This is a genomic window from Methylobacterium sp. E-045, assembly GCF_022829685.1.
Lineage (GTDB): Bacteria > Pseudomonadota > Alphaproteobacteria > Rhizobiales > Beijerinckiaceae > Methylobacterium.
In genome coordinates, this window is record NZ_JAKSYE010000117.1 from 1 (window position 1) to 19,208 (window position 19,208).

At 67.7% G+C, this 19,208-nt stretch carries 20 protein-coding genes; 10 read left to right on the plus strand and 10 right to left on the minus strand.

What is annotated here, in order from left to right:
- Positions 1-305: 305 nt before the first annotated feature.
- The 4 genes from MKK51_RS21215 to MKK51_RS21230 all read right to left on the minus strand — a co-directional run bounded on the left by MKK51_RS21215 (position 306) and on the right by MKK51_RS21230 (position 3,049).
- Positions 306-1,055: a TetR/AcrR family transcriptional regulator gene (locus MKK51_RS21215; protein WP_243980632.1), complete on the minus strand. Its 750-nt coding sequence runs from the start codon at positions 1,053-1,055 to the stop codon at positions 306-308.
- 67 nt (positions 1,056-1,122) lie between these two features.
- Positions 1,123-1,950, minus strand: a complete 828-nt coding sequence (gene proC / locus MKK51_RS21220) for a pyrroline-5-carboxylate reductase (RefSeq protein WP_313898825.1) — start codon at positions 1,948-1,950, stop codon at positions 1,123-1,125.
- A complete protein-coding gene (locus MKK51_RS21225) occupies positions 1,947-2,450 on the minus strand; it encodes a YbjN domain-containing protein (RefSeq protein ID WP_243980634.1) in 504 nt (167 codons plus the stop codon). The genes proC and MKK51_RS21225 overlap by 4 nt, the downstream gene beginning before the upstream one ends.
- Before the next feature lie 293 nt (positions 2,451-2,743).
- Positions 2,744-3,049, minus strand: coding sequence for an accessory factor UbiK family protein (locus MKK51_RS21230; protein ID WP_243980643.1), 306 nt, complete (start codon positions 3,047-3,049; stop codon positions 2,744-2,746).
- Between the two features lie 227 nt (positions 3,050-3,276).
- Between MKK51_RS21230 and bla the strand changes: the two genes are divergently transcribed.
- The 5 genes from bla (at position 3,277) to MKK51_RS21255 (ending at position 8,426) form a co-directional block, all read left to right on the plus strand.
- Positions 3,277-4,164 (plus strand): class A beta-lactamase, encoded by an 888-nt coding sequence (gene bla, locus MKK51_RS21235; protein WP_243980652.1) that lies wholly within the window; start codon positions 3,277-3,279, stop codon positions 4,162-4,164.
- Between the two features lie 205 nt (positions 4,165-4,369).
- Entirely contained in the window at positions 4,370-5,395 is a 1,026-nt protein-coding gene (locus tag MKK51_RS21240) for a hypothetical protein (protein WP_313898826.1), read from the plus strand.
- A gap of 149 nt (positions 5,396-5,544) precedes the next feature.
- Positions 5,545-6,273, plus strand: a complete 729-nt coding sequence (locus MKK51_RS21245) for a response regulator (RefSeq protein ID WP_243980656.1) — start codon at positions 5,545-5,547, stop codon at positions 6,271-6,273.
- Positions 6,270-7,700: an ATP-binding protein gene (locus MKK51_RS21250; RefSeq protein ID WP_243980658.1), complete on the plus strand. Its 1,431-nt coding sequence runs from the start codon at positions 6,270-6,272 to the stop codon at positions 7,698-7,700. Before MKK51_RS21245 ends, MKK51_RS21250 begins: the two co-directional genes overlap by 4 nt.
- Positions 7,701-7,853: 153 nt before the next feature.
- Positions 7,854-8,426, plus strand: a complete 573-nt coding sequence (locus MKK51_RS21255) for a hypothetical protein (RefSeq protein WP_243980660.1) — start codon at positions 7,854-7,856, stop codon at positions 8,424-8,426.
- 101 nt (positions 8,427-8,527) lie between these two features.
- Here the strand turns inward: MKK51_RS21255 and MKK51_RS21260 are convergent, their stop codons facing one another.
- Positions 8,528-9,184, minus strand: coding sequence for a glutathione S-transferase family protein (locus tag MKK51_RS21260; protein ID WP_243980661.1), 657 nt, complete (start codon positions 9,182-9,184; stop codon positions 8,528-8,530).
- A gap of 310 nt (positions 9,185-9,494) precedes the next feature.
- Between MKK51_RS21260 and MKK51_RS21265 the strand changes: the two genes are divergently transcribed.
- Positions 9,495-10,709, plus strand: a complete 1,215-nt coding sequence (locus MKK51_RS21265; protein WP_243980663.1) for a polyhydroxyalkanoate depolymerase — start codon at positions 9,495-9,497, stop codon at positions 10,707-10,709.
- Between the two features lie 232 nt (positions 10,710-10,941).
- Entirely contained in the window at positions 10,942-11,250 is a 309-nt protein-coding gene (gene rpsU, locus MKK51_RS21270; protein ID WP_018045519.1) for a 30S ribosomal protein S21, read from the plus strand.
- Between the two features lie 82 nt (positions 11,251-11,332).
- On the opposite strand, the gene MKK51_RS21275 is transcribed toward rpsU, so the two are convergent.
- A complete protein-coding gene (locus MKK51_RS21275; RefSeq protein WP_243980665.1) occupies positions 11,333-11,758 on the minus strand; it encodes a response regulator in 426 nt (141 codons plus the stop codon).
- A 398-nt stretch (positions 11,759-12,156) separates the two neighbouring features.
- On the opposite strand from MKK51_RS21275, the gene MKK51_RS21280 reads away from it, so the two are divergent.
- Together MKK51_RS21280 and MKK51_RS21285 are read left to right on the plus strand one after the other, a co-directional pair.
- Positions 12,157-12,948 carry a class II glutamine amidotransferase gene (locus MKK51_RS21280; RefSeq protein ID WP_243980667.1) on the plus strand — a complete coding sequence of 264 codons (792 nt, stop codon included), beginning with the start codon at positions 12,157-12,159 and terminating at the stop codon, positions 12,946-12,948.
- An 88-nt stretch (positions 12,949-13,036) separates the two neighbouring features.
- Positions 13,037-14,473 carry an NAD-dependent succinate-semialdehyde dehydrogenase gene (locus MKK51_RS21285; protein WP_243980668.1) on the plus strand — a complete coding sequence of 479 codons (1,437 nt, stop codon included), beginning with the start codon at positions 13,037-13,039 and terminating at the stop codon, positions 14,471-14,473.
- 102 nt (positions 14,474-14,575) lie between these two features.
- Here MKK51_RS21285 and MKK51_RS21290 read toward each other — a convergent pair whose 3' ends face one another.
- The 4 genes from MKK51_RS21290 to ppk2 all read right to left on the minus strand — a co-directional run bounded on the left by MKK51_RS21290 (position 14,576) and on the right by ppk2 (position 18,506).
- The gene (locus MKK51_RS21290) at positions 14,576-14,803 is read right to left on the minus strand and encodes a hypothetical protein (RefSeq protein WP_243980670.1); all 228 of its coding nucleotides are present in this window, start codon (positions 14,801-14,803) and stop codon (positions 14,576-14,578) included.
- A gap of 198 nt (positions 14,804-15,001) precedes the next feature.
- Positions 15,002-16,510, minus strand: a complete 1,509-nt coding sequence (locus MKK51_RS21295) for a carbohydrate porin (protein WP_243980672.1) — start codon at positions 16,508-16,510, stop codon at positions 15,002-15,004.
- A 169-nt stretch (positions 16,511-16,679) separates the two neighbouring features.
- Positions 16,680-17,474, minus strand: a complete 795-nt coding sequence (locus tag MKK51_RS21300; RefSeq protein ID WP_243980673.1) for an enoyl-CoA hydratase/isomerase family protein — start codon at positions 17,472-17,474, stop codon at positions 16,680-16,682.
- Positions 17,475-17,579: 105 nt separating this feature from the next.
- Positions 17,580-18,506, minus strand: a complete 927-nt coding sequence (gene ppk2 / locus MKK51_RS21305; RefSeq protein ID WP_243980675.1) for a polyphosphate kinase 2 — start codon at positions 18,504-18,506, stop codon at positions 17,580-17,582.
- A gap of 329 nt (positions 18,507-18,835) precedes the next feature.
- Here ppk2 and MKK51_RS21310 point away from each other — a divergent pair, with 329 nt between their 5' ends.
- On the plus strand, positions 18,836-19,183 hold the full coding sequence (locus MKK51_RS21310; protein WP_243980677.1) for a hypothetical protein: 348 nt from the start codon (positions 18,836-18,838) through the stop codon (positions 19,181-19,183).
- Positions 19,184-19,208: the final 25 nt, after the last annotated feature.

A 19,208-nucleotide genomic window follows, 5' to 3' on the forward strand; every position in this document is an offset into this window, starting at 1 on the left:
CCGGGCGCCCCGTCGCAGCGGGAACCGAGCGGACAAAGCCGAGACCTGACAGGTCGAGCCCGTCGACAAAGGCGTCGATCACGCGGACGGCCGCCTCCGCCCCCACGTAATCTTCGACGCACGCCGGCATCAGCGACGCCTGAGCCCGATCCTCGCCGACAATGTATCCCATGAAAATGGCCGCCCCGTTCCCGAGGCGGCCAGTCTATCAAATTGCCCGGCTTTCCACACAGCCTGCCGATGGGGCGGCCCTTTTCATTTGCGGCAGGCGCCTCCCCCTCCCCTCGCGGGAAGAAGATGGCCGTTCACACCGTCTGCTGGTCGACCTCGTCCTTCGGACGGTCACCCCGGCGCCGTCGGGCGCCGCGATCGAGGAGCGAGCGGCCCAGCGCACGGAACGGTGCGGTGAGGCGGCGGGCGTCGTCGGCGCGCTCCATGAAGCGCTCGCCGTTGCGAATTTCCTTGTCGAGGCGCGCCATGGTCCGCGCCAGGGCCGGATCGTCGTCGTCGAGCCAGACTTCCACCGTGCGGGCGAAGGCGATGACGACACCCTGGAGCTTGATCCGGCCGAGGGGGCCCTCGGTGTCGATGCCGGCGGCCGCCAGCATGAAGCGGTGGGAGTTCAGCGCGACGCCGTTCAAGGCCACGAGGGAGAGCGGATCGCCACGCAACGCATAAGAAATCCGGCGCAGGGCGTCCTTGTAGGGGGTCATCGCATCCAGCCGGCGCATGAGCACGTCGAACAGGCGCTCGCGCGTGGGCTCCTCGGCGAGGTCGGAGGAATCACCCTCCAGCACCTTGCGGTCGATGACCCGTGACAGGCCGCCGAGCACGGCTCCTTTCGATGGGAACAACTCGCGGAACTCGGCCAGCGACAGGCCGGCCTCGCGGGCGATGTCGCCGATCTCGATGTCGTTCCAGGGCTGCACGGCGGCGAGCCGCATCAGGGCCTCGACGGCGGCCTCGCGCGGGGATTGCTGCAGGGTGGCGACGGCGATGTCGGTTCCGCCGGTCTCATTATCGCTCTTGGGCTTCGCACCTGTGGTGTTGGCCATGGTCGTTCGATCCTTGTGTCTGTTCCCCACCATGTAGGTTGCGCACGCGGATCCGTCAGGGGGCGGCTCAGCCGGAGAGTTCGCCCGCGCGCTTCTTCGCGGCGATCACCGCCTCGCGCATCAGGTCCGGCACGCCGCCCTCGCGCATGAGTACGGCAAGGGCCGCCGCCGTGGTGCCACCGGGCGAGGTGACGTCGCGCCGCAACTGTCCCGCCTCGTACGGGCTGGTGGAGAGGAGCGCCCCTGCCCCCGCCACCGTGGCGCGGGCGAGCCGCGCAGCCATGTCGGCGGGTAAGCCGGCGGCCACGCCCGCCTCCGCCATGGCCTCGGCCAGGAGGAAGACATAGGCCGGGCCGGAACCGGACACCGCCGTGAGTGCGTCGATGAGCGCCTCATCGTCGAGCCATTCAACCGCGCCGACCCCCTTCAGCAGCGCATCGGCCTGGTCACGCTGATCGGGGGATACGTCGGCGCTCGCCACCGCGCCGGTGACGCCGCGGCCGATGCTCGCCGGAAGGTTCGGCATCGCCCGGACGATGGCGCGGGCGGAGGGCAGGCGGCGGCTCAGGTCGGCGATGGTTTTGCCCGCCAGGATCGAGACCACGAGCGTGTGGGATGCGATCACTCCGTCGAGGAGGCCGGCGGCGCCCTCCAGCCCCTGCGGCTTGATCGCGAGGATCAGCGCATCGTTCGCCGGCACGTCGCCGGGGTTGAGGGCGATGCCGTGGCTCTCGCAGAGCCGCACCATCTCGGGCGAGGCCTGCGGATCGACGACGCAGGTTCTGGCTGCATCGAGACCGCCCGCGAGCCAGCCCGCCAGCATCGCGCCGCCCATCTTGCCCGCCCCCACCAGGGTGAGGGACGCGGGCAAGGCGGAGGGAGACGGGATGCTCACGCCTCGCCTTCGGTCTCGAACAGGACCGCATCGAGGGATTCGCGAGCGGACTTGCCCGCCCAGAGCACGAACTGGAACGCCTGATAGTAGCGCTCACAGGCATCCACGGCGGATTTCAGCATCATCGCGCACTGGCTCTGGGTCGGCGCGGCGCCGTCCGTGAGCAGCAGCGAGTGCCGGAACATCACCACGCTGTCGGTGGACCACAGGTCGAAATGGCCGACCCAGAGCTGCTCGTTGACGAGGGAAACGAGGGTGAGGATTTCGGTGCGGCGGTGAGCCGGCACCTTCAGGTCGAAGGCGCTGGCCACGTGGAGGGCCTCCACGTCCTCGATCCAGGTGAAGGCGACGTGATAGTCGGACCAGCGGCCGGCCACGGCCACCGACATCTCGTCGGTCTCGGCCCGGTCGAAGATCCAGTCGCGAAGGGAGGCGAGCCGCTCGACGATGTCGAGGGGATGCTCGTTCCGGTCGAGGCCTTCGATGTGGAGTTGGGTCATAGCGGTCCAGGCTGGCGTCCCGGGAGGGGCGCCGATAATGGTGAACGACAATCGATCCCTCTCACGAGTCACCGTTCCCAAGCTGAATCCGCGCATAGGCAAGGCACAGCTTGGTCGGCGAGAAGTTGAGGGGTCGAAGGTCGGGTCCGGGGGCGAAGCGAATCAGTGCTTCACTCACTATAGACCGTGGCGGACTCGCGTTTCAAAGCGCTCGAGAGAAGCGGTGAACAGGAAAGCGGATTTCCACCGTTCCTTCCTGTGCACAAGCTTAGACCGGACTCAGCGCCGGCGAATCAGACCGATGTCGCCGGCGGAGGCGGCGCATCCTGCGTGCCGATGCGGCCTTCCAGCACCGAGACGCGGGCGGCGAGGGCATCGTTCTGGCTGCGGAGCGCCGAGACGAGGTCGCGCAGGACGTCCACCTCCTCGCGCGAGGCGATGTCCATATCGCGGATCAGGCGCTCCACCTGCGCCTTGAACACCGTCTCCGCCTCGCGCTTCACGCCCTGCGCCGCCCCGGCGGCGTCGGTCATCAACCGGGCGAAATCGTCGAACAACCGGTTCGAACCACGGCCCGCGCCGTCCTTAGAGCCTTGCATCGTCGTCTCCCGAGATCGAGGCCCGCGTCGGACATCGCGCCGGCACCTGAGAGGAGGAGATAAGAATCGACGGCCCGCGAGGCAATCCGATCCCCCGGCCGGGAAGCGAGGAATCGACGGCGGAACGGGCCGGAGCCCCGTTCCGCTGGCCAGGGACACCGTAAAGCCGCCGCGTTGCTCGGCGACGATCCACCGGACTCCAATCCCGATTCCCGGCGAGGACATGCATGGTCAGGCGACGCGAACTCACTCTCGGCGCGGCCGCCTGGGCCGTGGGGAACTGGCTCGGCGCGGGACAGGCCGCCCGGGCGGAAGGAGCGTTCCGGCAGGATCTCGCCGACCGGTTCGCCCATATCGAGGAGGCGAGCGGCGGTCGGCTCGGGATCGGGCTTCTCGATACCGGCAGCCGCATACGGGCAGTGCATCGCGGGGACGAGCGCTTTCCGATGTGCAGCACGTTCAAGGCCCTCGCCGCCGGCGCTGTGCTGGCGCGGGTGGACCGGGGCGAGGACAGCCTCGACCGGCGCCTTCGCTACGAACCGCGCGAGGTCGTGCCGTATTCGCCCCTGAGCGGGCCGAGGGCGGAGGGCGAGGGCATGACGATCGCCGAACTCTGCGAGGCAGCCGTCACGGTGAGCGACAACACGGCCGCGAACCTCCTTCTCGGAACGATGGACGGCCCGGCCGGGCTCACCGGCCACATCCGTGGTTTCGGTGATGCGACGACCCGCCTCGACCGCACCGAGCCCGATCTCAACGAGGCCGCCCCCGGCGATCCCCGCGACACCACCACGCCGCTCGCCATGGCGGAAACGCTCCGGCGCCTCGTCCTCGCGGACGCCCTCTCGCCGGCCTCGCGCGCCCTCCTCACCGCCTGGCTCGTCGGCTGCCGCACCGGCGATGCGCGGTTGCGCGCCGGCCTGCCGAAGGACTGGCGCATCGGCGACAAGACCGGATCGGGGGAGAACGACACGGCCAACGACGTCGCCGTGATCTGGCCGGCGCGCCGGGCGCCCCTCGTCCTGACGGTCTACCTGACCGGCGCGAGGACGTCGCCGGAGGCGCGCAGCGCCACCATCGCGTCGGTGGCCCGGGCCGTCGTCGCCTCCCTGTAAGCGTCCCTTAAACGCCGATCTGGCAAGCTCGGCCGAAGAACGGATGGAGTGACGATGATCCGGTCGGCTCCGGTGCCGCTTCCTCGTCGCTCGGGAGGGCGAGATGATAAGCAGGGGCCGTCGGCATCGTGTCGGCATCGCGCAAGAGAGGGCCAAGCGGTCGAGGATCGCATGGCCTGCCGCACTCGCATTCGGGATCGCCGCTTTGGGACTCGCCGCACATCCGGCCCATGCCGCCGACAGGCCGGATTACGATGGCTTCCGCCAGGGCACGTATCTCTCCTACCTGAACGCGGCGGAGGATGGCGCCGAGATGACGCGCTCGCCGCGTCTCGGCCTGTCCTTCGGCGGCGAAGTGCGGCCGGTCCTGATGGATACCGGCTCCACCGGCATCGTGGTCTCTATGAGCCGAATCCCCGGCTTCGAGTCGATGCCCTCGCGGCCGGGGCGGCTCACCTACAGCAGTTCGGGGCGGATCATGATCGGGCGCTGGGTGACGCTGCCGGTCACCCTGGTCGGCCGCAACGGGGCCAGCGTCACCACAGTGCCGATCCCGGTCCTCGCGGTGACGCGGATCGATTGCACGGACACGGCCCGCGCCTGTACGCCCGAGACGATGCCGGAGCATGTCGCCATGATGGGCGTGGGTTTCGGGCGGGAGGGCGACGCGCAGAGGCAGAGCACGCCCGACACCAACCCCCTCCTCAACCTCGCGCCCGAGGGTCGGGGGCCGGCCCGGCACGGCTACGTGGTGACGCGGACGGGCGTCCACGCGGGCCTCACCGGGGCCAATACGCGCGGCGACATCCACTTCGTGAAGCTCGATCCGCATCCCGACATTCCCGGTGAATGGCAGGGCGTGCCCGTCTGCATCGCGGTGAACGGGCAGACACCCGGTGCCTGCGGCCGGGCGCTCGTCGATACCGGCGTGTCAGTGATGTACCTGACCCTGCCGGGCGGGGCCGTGAACGGCGCCGTCGCCCTCGATGACGACGGCCGCAACCGGTTCCTGCCCGGTACCCGCCTCGGCTTTGCCTTTCCCGCACAAGGCTCGACCCCGGCCGCGACCTACGACATCGTCGTGGGCGACACGTCCCCCCTCTCGCCGGACAAGGTGACCCTCAACACCCGTCGCCCTGAGCCCTTCGTGAACACGGGCCTGCGCTTCCTCAACGGCTTCGACGTGCTTTACGACGCCGATGGCGGGTATTTCGGGTTTCGCCGACGGTAGAGGCGGCGCGGACGCACTCTTGCGTCCGACAACATTTGCCAAACGTATCTCGGATCCGGGATCGAAACAGACGTTTACAATTCTGATCTCGCGATCCCCTTCGAATCCCTCCGCCGACGCGCCATAAACGGCCACCGGATGGACGAGACATGACGCAGACGACTCCCGCCACGCCCCACATCCTCGTGGTCGAGGACGACCGCGAGATCAGCGCCCTCGTCGCGCGCTATCTGCGCGCCAATGAGTGCCGGGTGAGTCTCGCCGGGGACGGGCGCGAGATGGACAAGGCGCTGGCGGATGCGCGGGTCGACCTCATCGTGCTCGATCTGATGCTGCCGGGCGAGGACGGGTTGAGCCTGTGCCGGCGCCTGCGGGCGGGATCCTCGATCCCGATCCTGATGCTCACCGCCAAGGCCGAGGAGATCGACCGGATCGTCGGCCTCGAGATCGGCGCGGACGATTACCTCGCCAAGCCGTTCAACCCGCGCGAGCTCCTCGCCCGCATCCGTGCGATCCTGCGGCGGGGTGCCGGCACCGAGGCAGCCAGCGACGACGGCGCCCGCCGGTTGCGCTTCCTCGACTGGACCCTCGACGTGTCCCTGCGCCAGCTCCTCAGCCCGCAAGAGGCCCGCATCACCATCACCGGGGCCGAGTTCGACCTCCTCCACGCCCTCTGCCTCAGGCCTGGCCGGGTGCTCTCGCGCGATCAGCTCCTCGACCTGACGCAGGGGCGCGCCGCCGGCCCGTTCGAGCGCAGCATCGACGTCCTCATCAGCCGCATCCGCCAGAAGATCGAGGCCGATCCGCGCAATCCCGAGATCATCCGCACCATCCGCTCGGGCGGCTACCTGTTCACGCCCGCGGTGACGCGATCATGAGCGCGGTCGCGAAGGGCCGGTGGCGTCGCCTCATCGGCTTCCCGCCCCGCAGCATCGCCGGCCAGATCGCGATGCTCAGCGTAGCCGCCATCGTCGTCAGCCACGCCGTGGCGGCCCTCGCCTTCCTGCTGCTGCGCGAACCCTGGAACCCGGACAATCATCCGGGCGTGGCCGCGACTAGGCTGGCCACCATCGTCCGCCTGCTCGATGCCGCTTTGCCGGGGGATCGGCTGCGCCTGCTGCAGGACGCGGCACGCAGCCTGCCCGCGCTGCAGATCGAAACGGCCCCGGCCTCGCCGGAACCTCCCGCCGCCGGCACCCGGAACGAGCGGCCCGACCATCCCATGGTCAAGCGCATGCGCGAGGGATTCGGCCGGCCGCTCACCATCACCGATCTGTCCCCGCCGGGCCGGAAGGAGCCGGGGAGCGGCATCCGCATCGCCATCCTGACGCCCTCGGGGGCGAGCCTGCGGGCCACCCTGCCGGACGACGACCGTCCGCCCTTCGGCGCCGGCCCGATCGTCTTCACCTTCGTCCTCCTCGGCATCACCCTGTCCCTCATGTCGATCTGGGCGACGCGGGCCCTGACCGCGCCGCTGGCGAAACTCGCCGAGGCCGCCGACGCCTTCGGCACAGGCATGAACCTCGTGGCCCTGCCCCAGAACGGGCCGAAGGAGGTGGCGGCGGTCTCGCGCGCCCTCGACACCATGCGCGGGCGTGTCCGCCGCCTGATCGACGACCGGACCCAGATGCTGGCGGCGATCAGCCACGACCTGCGCACCCCGATCACCCGCTTGCGCCTGCGGGCCGAGTTCATCGAGGACGACCACGCCCGTACGATGACCCTGCGCGACCTCGACCAGATGAACGGATTGGTGGAAGCCGCCCTGTCCTTCATCCGGGACGGCCAGGCGGGCGGCGCGCACAGCCTCGTCGACCTCGCCTCGGTGGTCCAGACCGTGTGCGACGGCTTCACCGATGTCGGCGCCGACGTGCGGCTGGAGCAGACGCGCCACGTCCTCGTGCGCGGCCGGGCGGACGATCTCCAGCGGGCCATCGTCAACCTCGTCGACAATGCGGTGAAGTATGGCGGCAGCGCTCGGCTGACGATGCACCCGTCCGAGCAGGGCGTGGCCCTGGAAGTGTCCGACGACGGCCCCGGCATCCCCGAGGCGGAGCGCGATGCCATGGTACAGCCCTTCGTGCGCGGCGACCGGGCCCGGAACCTCGACGAGGCCAGCGGCTTCGGCCTCGGCCTCTCGATCGTGCTCGCCATCGTCGAGGGGCATGGCGGCCGGCTGACCCTGTCGAACAAGCTCCCCCGCGGCCTCGTCGCCCGTCTCGACCTGCCCCTCGCCATCGCCCAGCCTGCGCAGCTACGCGCGGCCGCCTCGGCCCATCGCCAGGCCGAAGCACCCGCGACCTGATGATTTTCGCATCGGAATGTTTCGGTCGGCAGGCCGGAAACGTCGAGAAACTCTTGTGCCGAATGCCGGTAAGGTCCGGTTAACCCTGCAACCCGTCCTCTGGACTTCCGTCGACGGCTCTTCGCGACGGAGTCCGACCGAGGCGACCGCGCCATGACATCCGTCAGCAATACCCAGACCTCCGCCCTGTTCCAGACCCAGCGTCCGCCGCCGCCCAGAGGCAATCCCGTCGCGCAGGCCATCGCCGGCGAAGCCTCCACCGGCAGCATCAGCGCCACCGACGCCACCGCGCTCTCCAGTGCCCTCGATTCCATCGATGCGAGCCTGAAGAGCGGAAGGTCCGACACGACCGGCGGCACCAGCACCCGCCTCGACCCCTCGCAGATCCAGGACAAGATCAGCAGCCTCATCGACGATCAGGTCTCGAGCGGCAGCCTTACCAGCGATCAGGCCGAAACCCTGAAGTCGCTGTTCCAGGCCAACGCGCCGGGCAAGGGAGAGGCAGGCGGCGCGGGCGGACCCGGCGGCGCTCCGCCCGGCATGCCTCCGTCGGACGACAGCACGAGCACCTCCTCGACGGATTCCTCGACCAGCGTCAGCGACCTCCTCGACGGCTTCATGAAGTCGCTGCAGGCCTCCCAGACCAGCGCCTCCGGCTACGCCGCCTCGGGGACTACGGCTTCGAGCGCCAGCGCCAGTGCCCTGCTGTTCGACTTCGACACCTGAGGATCGGAACCGGACGGGCTGCGCATCGACGAAGCCCGTCCGGACAGGTCGCGGAGACACGCGCAGCCCCCTCCTCCGGGTCGGAAACCAACTCTCGTCCCTTAGAACTCCATGTCGAGTTCTTCGATCTCGTCGGGCTCGGCGGCGGCCGCTTCGGTCCACTCCACCATCAGCGGCCAGGCCAGGATGGTGTCGCGATAAGCGGCGACCCTGCCCGGCAGTGGGACGCCGTAGGTTTGGAACCGGGTGCAGACCGGGGCGAACATGGCATCGGCCAGGCTCGGGCGTGTCCCGAACAGGAACGGGCCGTCGTAGCGCGACAGGCAATCCTCGACGATCGTGATGACCCGCTCGATATCGCCCCGGGCGCCGTTGAAGATCTTGAAATTCGTGTGGCGGGCCCTGAGGTTCATCGGCAGCGCCGAGCGCAGGTTGATGAATCCGCCATGCATCTCGCCCGAGATCGAGCGGCAGCGCGCCCGGGCCACAGGATCCTTCGGCAGGAAGCCCGCATCGGGATAGGTCTCGTTGAGATACTGGGCGAGGGCCAGGGTGTCCCAGACCTCGATCTCGCCATGGACGAGGCGGGGCACGAGGAAGGACGGCGACAGGTGCAGTAATTCGGCCCGCGTGGACGCATCGTCGCCGGGCAGGACTTCGGTCTCGAAATCGAGCCCGGCCATGCGGCAGACCAGCCATCCCCGGAGCGACCACGACGAGTAGTTCCGGCTGGAGATCGTGAGCGTGGCGACCGGCATGTCCATCCCCTGTTGTCGTTATCCCCGAATGTCCATGCAGTTCTCGGCCCGGGATCGGCAAGGGACATCCAAGTCTCGTGCCGCGCCGCGCCACCTCTCTCGCGAGAGATAATCCTTTCCTGTTACGGGGATGGAACAGTGGTGCATTCTCACAACATTTATTCCAGATCGTACTTTGAGCCGATTGCGTTGCCCGCAACCCTGGCCCAGCCTAGCGGGCCGTGAACGACCGTCCGGAGACGATCCGGCGGCCGTGCACGGCGAAGCGAATGGTTCGCTATCCGATCGTTCGCGCAGGAGTTCGAGCGTCATGCTCTACGATGCCTTCGAAGTGCAGTCCGACCTCGCCCAGCGCACCCGCTCCTGGGGCAAGCTCGTCCACGATGCCGTATCGCCCTGGGTCGGATCCGGAAACGCGGCGCCGATGAACTGGTGGTCGGCCGGCGCCCGGATGATGATGCGCGCCGGACTGACCTTCGCCCGCCCCGCCTTCGGCATCGACAGCGTCCGGGTCGGCAACCGCGAGGTTCCGGTCACCGAGGAAGCGACGTTCTCGACCCCGTTCGGGACGCTGCTGCGCTTCAGGAAGGACATCGATACCGAGCAGCCCAAGGTGCTCGTGGTGGCGCCGCTCTCGGGCCATTTCGCCACGCTGCTGCGCGGCACGGTGCGCACCCTGCTCGCCGACCACGACGTCTACATCACCGACTGGCACAATGCCCGCGACGTGCCCCTGGCCGACGGCCCGTTCGGGTTCGACGACTACGTTGATCACCTGGTGCAGTTCCTCGGCGTGATGGGCGAGGGCTCGCACGTGGTGGCGGTCTGCCAGCCGGCGGTGCAGGCGCTCGCCGCCGCCGCCGTCATGGCCCAGTCGAAGGACATCGCGCCTCCGCGCAGCATGACGCTCATGGCCGGGCCGGTGGATTGCCGCATCAGCCCCACCTCGGTGAACAAGCTCGCCACCTCGAAACCGATCGCATGGTTCGAGAAGAACCTCATCGCCACCGTGCCCAAGCGCCATGCGGGGGCGGGCCGACGGGTCTATCCCGGCTTCATGCAGGTCTCGGCCTTCGTCTCGATGAATGCCAAGCGCCACCAGCAGAGCCATGCCGACCTGTTCTGGCACTTCGCCAACGGCGAGACCGACAAGGCCCACCAGATCGAGACCTTCTACGACGAGTATTTCGCCGTCCTCGACCTCGCCGCCGAGTTCTACATCGAGACCGTCCAGACGGTGTTCCAGGACTACACCCTCGCCAAGAACGAGCTGACCTATCGCGGCAATCCCATCGACATGCGCTCCATCCGCCGGACCGCACTGATGACCGTGGAGGGCGAGCGCGACGACATCTGCGCGGTCGGCCAGACGATGGCGGCGCACGATCTCTGCAGCAGCCTTCCCCCGCACATGAAGAGCCACCACCTCCAGGCGGGCGTCGGCCATTACGGCGTCTTCACCGGCCGCAAGTGGGAGGGGCAGACCTACCCGCTCGTGCGCAACTTCATCCAGTCGCACGCATGAGGATGCGGGTCCGGCTCAGGATTTAGCCGAGAGCGGTTGGAACTCGTGTCCGCTTGGTGTATGAGCCTGCCCCAAGTGAGTTTTCAGCGTCGATTCGAGACCGTCACATACAGGTCCCTCCCTGGAGCGATCCAGGGTATGGGGCTATTGGCGGTTTGCCCTCGTCGGACAGGCGGGGGTGTTCGGAGAGGGCGCCGTCCGACAAACATACGTCTCTAAAGGATCAAGTCCGTTGCAGGTACTCGTTCGCGATAACAACGTCGACCAGGCACTCCGCGTTCTCAAGAAGAAGATGCAGCGCGAGGGCATCTTCCGCGAGATGAAGCAGCGCAAGGCCTACGAGAAGCCCTCCGTGCGCAAGGCACGCGAGAAGGCCGAGGCCGTGCGCCGCGCCCGCAAGCAGGCCCGCAAGACCGCCATCCGTGAGGGCCTGATCGCCGCTCCGAAGCCGAAGCCCCGTTTCGGCGCCGGTGCTCCGCGTCGTCCGGGCGGCTCGCCCTTCGCTCCGAGCGCCGCTCCCTCGACCAACGTCGCCTCGTAAGGCCAGTCGGCCGGTCCCGCACCGGCCGTCCTTCGATCTCGCACGACGCCCGGCCGCAGATGCGGCCGGGCGTCGTGTCGTTTCAGGCGATGCCCACGGCAGCGGAAGCGTGCTCCGCCTCCACCAGCACGTCGAGGGCGCGCCAGGGCTTCTGCATGTAGACCGCCTGTTGGGGCAGACGGCCGGTGCTGCGCTCGTCGTAACCCGAGGTCAAGACCATCCGCACGTCGGGCCAGCGCCGTTCCACCGTCCGCGCCAGGGCGATGCCGTCCATGGCCCCGCCGAGGCGCACGTCCGCAAACAGCAGGGCGACGTTCAGTCCCTTGCGCTCCAGGACGCCGATGGCCGCCTCGGCGCTGTCACAGGCGATGACGTCGAGATCGGTCTCTTCGAGAATGGCGGTGGCGAGGTCGCGGACCGCCGCATCGTCCTCCACCACGAGGGCGACGGGCCCATCGATCTGAGGGCGCGATGCGACGCCGTCGGTCGAGCGGATTGTGCGATCCATGAGGTCACTTTCCAAGGATGGGGCCAGGCACGATGCCGGCCCTGCGGGGCGTCGTGCGCCCGGTCGATGATTCGATTGTGCGGAAGGCTGCGCCGCCGGGCCGGGATCGGCAAGGGCGCCATCCGTCGCCACGGCCATGCGCCTCCCGCAACGAAATCGCGGGAACCGCCTCAAAGCGGGCTTGGTGACGGCCTATGGGCCGAGTGTGCACGAAATCGAGCGTCTCTGCGCATCGCCTGCGCAGACGCACAAGGTTCGGGCATGCTGCAATGCATTAACGATCTGTTCACCGCGAAAGATCGAATGTTACAGTTCAACGACCGTCAAGCTGGATCATGGAACAGTTTCTGATTCCCGATCCGGGGATGGGTGCCGAAACAGGGGGTTGTTGCTCAGTCATGTGCCGCTTTCTCGCCTATAGCGGTGATCCGGTCTTCCTGACCGATCTCGTCTGCGCCCCGACGCACTCGCTGGTGCATCAGTCGCTGCACGCCACCGAGGCGAAGACGGAAACCAACGGCGACGGTTTCGGCATCGGCTGGTACGGCGAGCGGGCCGATCCGGGCCAGTATCGCGACGTCTGCCCGGCCTGGTCGGACGAGAACCTCGTCAACCTCTGCCAGCAGGTCCGCGCGCGGATGTTCTTCGCCCATGTCCGCGCCTCCACCGGCACGGCCACCACGCGGGCGAACTGCCACCCCTTCGCCCATGGCCGGCACCTGTTCATGCATAACGGCCAGATCGGCGGCTACCACCGCATCAAGCGGCGGATCGAGGCCCTGATTCCGGACGCGCTGTATGAAGCACGGCGCGGCACCACCGATTCCGAGGCGATCTTCCTCCTGGCCCTGGCCAACGGCCTCGCCGAAGACCCGATCGGCGCCATGGCCGAAACCCTCTCCACCGTCCGCGACCTGATGCAGGCCGCCGGCATCACCGAGGCCCTGCGCTTCACCGCCGTCGTCACCGACGGGGAGACCCTGACCGCCTATCGCTGGGCCTGCGACGGCCGGCCGCCGAGCCTCTATTACCGCCAGACCGAGACCGGCCTCGTGGTGGTCTCCGAGCCGATCGACGATCGCAAGGACGGCTGGATCGTGATCCCGCGCGGCGGCACCCTGCAGGCGACCCGCGGCGGCGCGGTGACGGTGAAGGGCGCCGACGAGGCCAGGGTCCGCATCGCCGCCTGAGGCCAGCTCGAAAGGGTGCGGCACGAAGGGTTGCGGCGCTGGCGCGAAGGGCGGACAACCCATGCTCCTGCGAGAGCGTGAGCCGCCGATGACCTATAAGGACGTAGCCCTTCACATCGCCGGGGCCTGGACGCCCGGCTCCGATGCCCGGACGATCCCCGTCCTCAACCCCGCCACCGGCGACGCCATCGGCACCGTGGCGGTGGCGACGCGCGACGATCTCGACCGTGCCCTCGAGGCCGCCCGTCGCGGGTTCGCCGAATGGCGCGGGGTCGCAGCCTTCGATCGCGCCAAGGTGATGCGGCGGGCCGCCGATCTCCTGCGCGCGCGCGTCGACGACATCGCCCGGACGATGACCCTGGAACAGGGCAAGCCGCTGGCCGAGGCGCGGGTGGAGACGCTTGCCGCCGCCGACGTCATCGACTGGTTCGCCGAGGAAGGGAAACGCGCCTACGGCCGCATCATCCCCGCCCGCCTGCCGGGCGTGACCCAGATGACCTTACGCGAGCCGGTGGGCCCGGTGGCCGCCTTCACGCCCTGGAACTTCCCGATCAACCAGGCCGTCCGCAAGCTGTCGGCGGCGCTCTGCACCGGCTGCTCGGTGATCCTGAAGGGGCCGGAGGATACGCCGGCGAGCTGCGCCGAACTCGTCCGCGCCTTCCTCGATGCCGGTGTGCCGGGTGACGTGCTGTCCCTGGTCTTCGGCGATCCGGCTGAGATCTCGTCCTACCTCATCCCGCATCCGGTCATCGCCAAGATCTCGTTCACCGGCTCCACCGTGGTGGGCAAGGAGCTCGCGGCCTTGGCCGGGCGCCACATGAAGCGCGTCACCATGGAGCTCGGCGGCCACGCCCCCGCCCTGGTGTTCGCCGACGCGGATGTGGAGAAGGCCGTCTCGGTGCTCGGCGCCAACAAGTTCCGCAATGCCGGACAGGTCTGCGTCGCACCGACCCGCTTCCTCGTCCACGATTCCGTCTACGACCGCTTCGTCGAGGGGTTCGTGGCACATGCACGGGGCATCAGGGTGGGCGACGGGCTCGATCCCGAGACCCGGATGGGGCCGCTGATCCATGCCCGCCGGCGCGAGGCGATGGAATCCCTCGTGGCCGATGCCGTGGCGCAGGGCGCGGAACTCCGCACCGGCGGCAAGCGCATCGGCAACCGCGGCCATTTCTTCGAACCGACCGTGCTCGCCGAGACCCCGCTCACCGCGCGGATCATGAACGAGGAGCCGTTCGGCCCCGTGGCCCTGGTCCAGCGCTTCTCCGACGACGAAGCCGCCTTCGAAGAGGCGAACCGACTGCCCTATGGGCTGGCCGCCTACGCCTATACGCGTTCGGCCGCCCGCGCGACGGAGATCGCCGCCCGGGTCGAGAGCGGCATGCTCGGCATCAACCATCACGGCCTCGCCTTCCCGGAAACCCCCTTCGGCGGGATCAAGGATTCCGGCTACGGCAGCGAGGGCGGCTCCGAGGCGATCGAGGCCTATCTGACGACGAAGTTCGTGAGCCAGGCCAGCGCGTGAGCGCGCACGATCCGGCATGGTCGACAAGCAAAGCGCTCCATGGGGCGAACCCATGGAGCGCTGATGCATGCCCGTGCTTCGGTCCCGCTCAAGGGAGGCACTTTAGCGGGTCGCGGGGTCGACGATCCCAGCGACGATGCGCCGGGTCGCGGGAGCGCGCGAGGTCAGGGACGGCGTGGTGGTCAGCTCCGAGGCCGGACGCACGGCGGCCGTGACGCGGGCCTGCTCGCGGTAGAGGGTGGGGGTGACGGTGATGAGCTCGTCGGCGGTCGCAATACCGACCAGGGTGGCGGAGGCGAGAGCGGCGAGGACAAGGCTACGAACGGTCATGATGAGGATCCCTCAGGTGTTCCGGGGCCGATGCCCCGTTTCATGGAGGGATATATTTTGCGACGCACCATCCATCAAACAAATACGATCGATAGAGGATATCGATATCGTCAATGCCGAAGAACAGTACGTGCTCGCTGAGACGAAGCCGGTCATCCATCCTGCCCCGCCAAGAGACGCACCGGCGCGATCGGCCTCTCAGTAACGCACCGTCGCCCGCAGGCCGAACACGGCGGCGTTCTTGATACGGGCGCCGTTGGGGTCGCGCGGGTTGGGCACACCGCCGCCGGGACGGAACACGTACTGAACGTCCGGCTGCACCGTCACGCCCGGTCCGAGGACGGCCTGATAGGTCGCCTCGAGGACCGCCTCGCTGCTGCGCCGGGGCATGTTGGCCCCGGCCAGCAGGATCGCGTCGGTGTCCAGGCCGCGTGCCGAGTCCGAGATCCGCGCGATGGCGAAGGCGACACCGATCGTGTCGTCGGAGCGGCTCTTGAAGAGGCCCTTATAGGCGATGCCGGCATCGGCGTAGAGATCCACGATGTTGCGGTCCGAGGGCGCCCCGGAGAGGCGCAGGAACACGCTGGCGCCGTCGTTCGGATCGTCGGGTTCGCGGTAGATGGTCTGGTCGATGATGCCGTAGAGGCCGCTGTCGCCCCGGAAGCGCCGGGCGATGCCGGTGGTGGACGGATCGGCCAGCGAGCGCCCGGCAGTGTCGAAGCGCTGGCTGTCGAACCGGCCGAAATGGTGCCAGCCCCCCAACGTCACCGTCCCGGGATCGCCGATATCGCCCTGCGCGATGTTGTAGGCGTAGGCGGCCTCTGCGATGACCAGGGCGGGATCGTTGGTGCGGAAATTCGTGCCGGTGCGGTTGCGGCGTTGCGGATCGAGATCGCTGGGGTAAGGCCCCGCCGGATCGCCGTCAAAAATGCCGACCTGCAGGGAGAAGTTCTGGTTGGGCACGTATTTCGCGCGGATCGCCGGCACCGCCAGGGGATAGATCGGCCCGCCGCTGGGCAGCACCTCGGCCATGATGTTGGGCCAGCCGAAGGTGGAGTTGATGAACAGCGTACCGGTCTGGCTCACCGCGAACTCGGTATCGGCCGCGATCTGACCGACCTTCAGTCCGAACTGCCCGTCGAACAGCTTCTGCTCGAGCCAGAGCTCGTAGAGCCGCGACGAGGGCAAGGCCTCGATGGCGCTCGCGGTGATGAAATTGTTGACGTAGTAGCGCGACAGGCCGGTGCCGTGGATGAGGTAGAGGTTGGTGTGGAAGGCCGCGCCCTGCCAGCCCGCCAGCTTTTCGAGGTCGGCATCGAACTGGACGTCGAGGCGACCTTCGACGATGGCGCCGCGCCGCGCACCGCCCGTCGCGTTGCCAAAACTCTCGCCGATATAGGTGAGGCTGTACTCGATGCCTTTGGTCTTCAGGAACGAGCGCAGGCCGTAGGGATCGCCATAGGGGCCGAGCTGGTCCTGGATCGAGGTGTTGAGGTTGGCCGACGGCTTGGCCGAGGTCACCGACTGCGCCACCGACGTCTGCGGATCGCCGCCGGCGCCGCGGGGCGACCCGATGTCGAGCCCCTCCAGCGCCAGACGCGCCTGCCGCGCCGCGACTTCGGCGGCGGTCTGGGCAAGGGCTCCCGAAGCGGTGAGGCCCGACAGCAGGGCCACGACGGTCGCGAGAGGAAACGAGCGGAGCATCATCCCTCGGAGAAAGCGTGTCCCAGGGCGACCGCCCCCCTGACCGTGCTCTATCACGGAGAGCATGACAGGGCTGCAACCGCACCGAGGGAACGGGGCGGCCGAGGGCTTTCCCCGTCCGGTGTGTCACGCTGCCCACATCCGCATGGGGCGGCGATGTTCGACGAGCGCCTTACCGGCCGGTCCAGTTCGGGGGACGCTTGGCCAGGAAGGCCTCCATGCCCTCGCGGAAATCGGCGCTGGTGTAGCACATCAGGATGAGGTCATCGTCGGGTCGCTCCGTCGCCTCCTCCTCGGCGGCGAGCCGACGCAGGCCCTCCTTGGTGGCCCGCAGGGTCAGCGGAGCATGGCCGGCGAGCTGCGTCGCGAGTTCCGTCGCCCTGGCGGCGAGGGCGGCGGCATCCTCCACCACCTCGCCGACGAGGCCGGCCGAGAGCGCCTCCTCCGCGCCGAACAGACGGGCGGTGAAGATCATGTCCTTCACCCGCGCGGGACCGATGAGGCCGGACAAGCGCCGGAGGTTGGACATCGACAGGCAATTGCCCAGGGTCCGCGCGATGGGAAACCCGAAACGGGCGTCGCGCGTGGCGATGCGCAGGTCGCAGGAGGCGGCGATGGCGGCCCCGCCGCCGGTACAGGCACCTGCGACGGCGGCGATCACGGGCACGCGCAGGCGCTCGAGCGCGCCGAGGACCTTGTCCATGAAGCGCTCGTAGCCGAGGGCATCCTCCGCACTGGAGAAGCCACGGAACTGAGCGATGTCGGTGCCGGCGGCGAAGGCCTTCTCGCCGGCGCCGGTGATGACGACGACCTTGATGCGCTCGTCCGCCTCGATCCTGTCGCAGAGGTCGATGAGGCCCTGATACATCGCGAAGGTCAGGGCGTTGCGCGCCTGCGGCCGGTTGAGAACGATGCGGGCGATGCCCGCCTCATCGGTGTCGAACAGGATCTCGTCGGTGGCGCTCATGCGGGGGTCCCATGCCGGACCGGCCGAGAATCGGCCCGTCCGATACAGGTCTTGCCCATCCCGGCCGCTTTGGGCAACCACCGCCGGCAGAGCGCCCCGGCATCGTCAGAAGAGGGCGGGGACGAACATCTCCTGCGGGACCGGCTGGCGGGCATAATCCTCGTGGCGCATGCGCTCGGGCAGGTGCACCGGCGGGTGCTCCACCTCGCCATAGGGGATCTGCGTGAGGAGATGGCTGATGCAGTTGAGGCGGGCCTTCTTCTTGTCCACGGCCTCGACCACCCACCACGGCGCCTCCGGAATGTGCGTGCGGGCGAGCATCACCTCCTTCGCCTTGGTGTAATCCTCCCAGCGGCGCCGGGACTCTACGTCCATCGGCGAGAGCTTCCATTGTTTCAGGGGATCGTGGATGCGCATGTTGAAGCGCAGCTCCTGCTCCTCGTCGGTGATCGAGAACCAGTATTTCAGCACGATGATGCCGGACCGGACCAGCATGCGCTCGAATTCCGGCGCGGACTGGAAGAATTCCTCGTACTGGTCCGGGGTGCAGAAGCCCATCACGCGCTCGACGCCGGCCCGATTGTACCAGGAGCGGTCGAACAGCACGATCTCGCCGCCCGCCGGCAGATGCGCCACGTAGCGCTGGAAGTACCATTGCGTGCGCTCGCGCTCGTTCGGAGCAGGGAGCGCCGCCACGCGGCAGACGCGGGGATTGAGACGCTGGGTGATGCGCTTGATCGCGCCGCCCTTGCCGGCCGAATCCCGCCCCTCAAAGATCACAACCACGCGTAGTTTCTGGGCCTGCACCCAATCTTGAAGACGAACCAGCTCGTGTTGCAGCCGGAACAGTTCGCGGAAATAGATCTTCCGGTCCATGGTGGGTAGACGAGGCTTGGCATCGATTTCGCTAACGAGTTGCTCGAGGCGCTCGTCTTCGAGCTCCATCTCGAGTTCTTCATCGAAATCGTCCGCCATCTCTCGACGAATAGCCTCGATATCGAAAGGACGAGCCCCGGCGCGAGTGCCATCCATAGTGGTGCCTTCCTGACGAGTTGGGAATCACCCGCACGCTTGGATCACAGCTGCATGACAGTAAGGCGACCCTCGAGGGTGACGGCACCACATTCCTTATTTGATTCGTAGAATGCAGTATCTGATGCGGAAAAACGAAGAATCTCTGGACTCTTGAGCAGCTTCTGATATGCGACGTCTATAGAAACGGTAGAAGTTTTTCCTGATACCGAGCAAAAAACCATGCGACTCGTTGAACTATAAATCTCATATCTCTGTCATATATTAACGAATACATTCTTGAGTCCCAAAAAACTTCTTAAAAACGTCATAATAGGAGATAAAATGCAATGGAACGCTATTTAGTTCGTTTTATCAAACCAACAGCCCTGGCCGTCATCACCTTTGTTTCCGTTTACTTCCTAACCAAAAGTTCTTTCATCGGATTGATCGCAAGTAGCATCCCGTTGCTGCTCGGCTGGCTGGGCATCATGGAAACGTTCGCTTACGGCATGGCGGCAATGGTGTTCATCTTTGCCGTCATCTGGGCCGTCGTTCCGGCCGACATGAAGGTTTTCGTCGGACAGCAGGCCACCGCCTTCGCGGAAGAGCTTCGGAAGGAAGCCGACAGAGGGCTGAATCGCAAGGACGCCGACAAAAGCGTCACGGAAGCCGACAAGGGTGTCGTGGACCGCTGACGAGAGGTTTTGGTCGTCCCTCCTG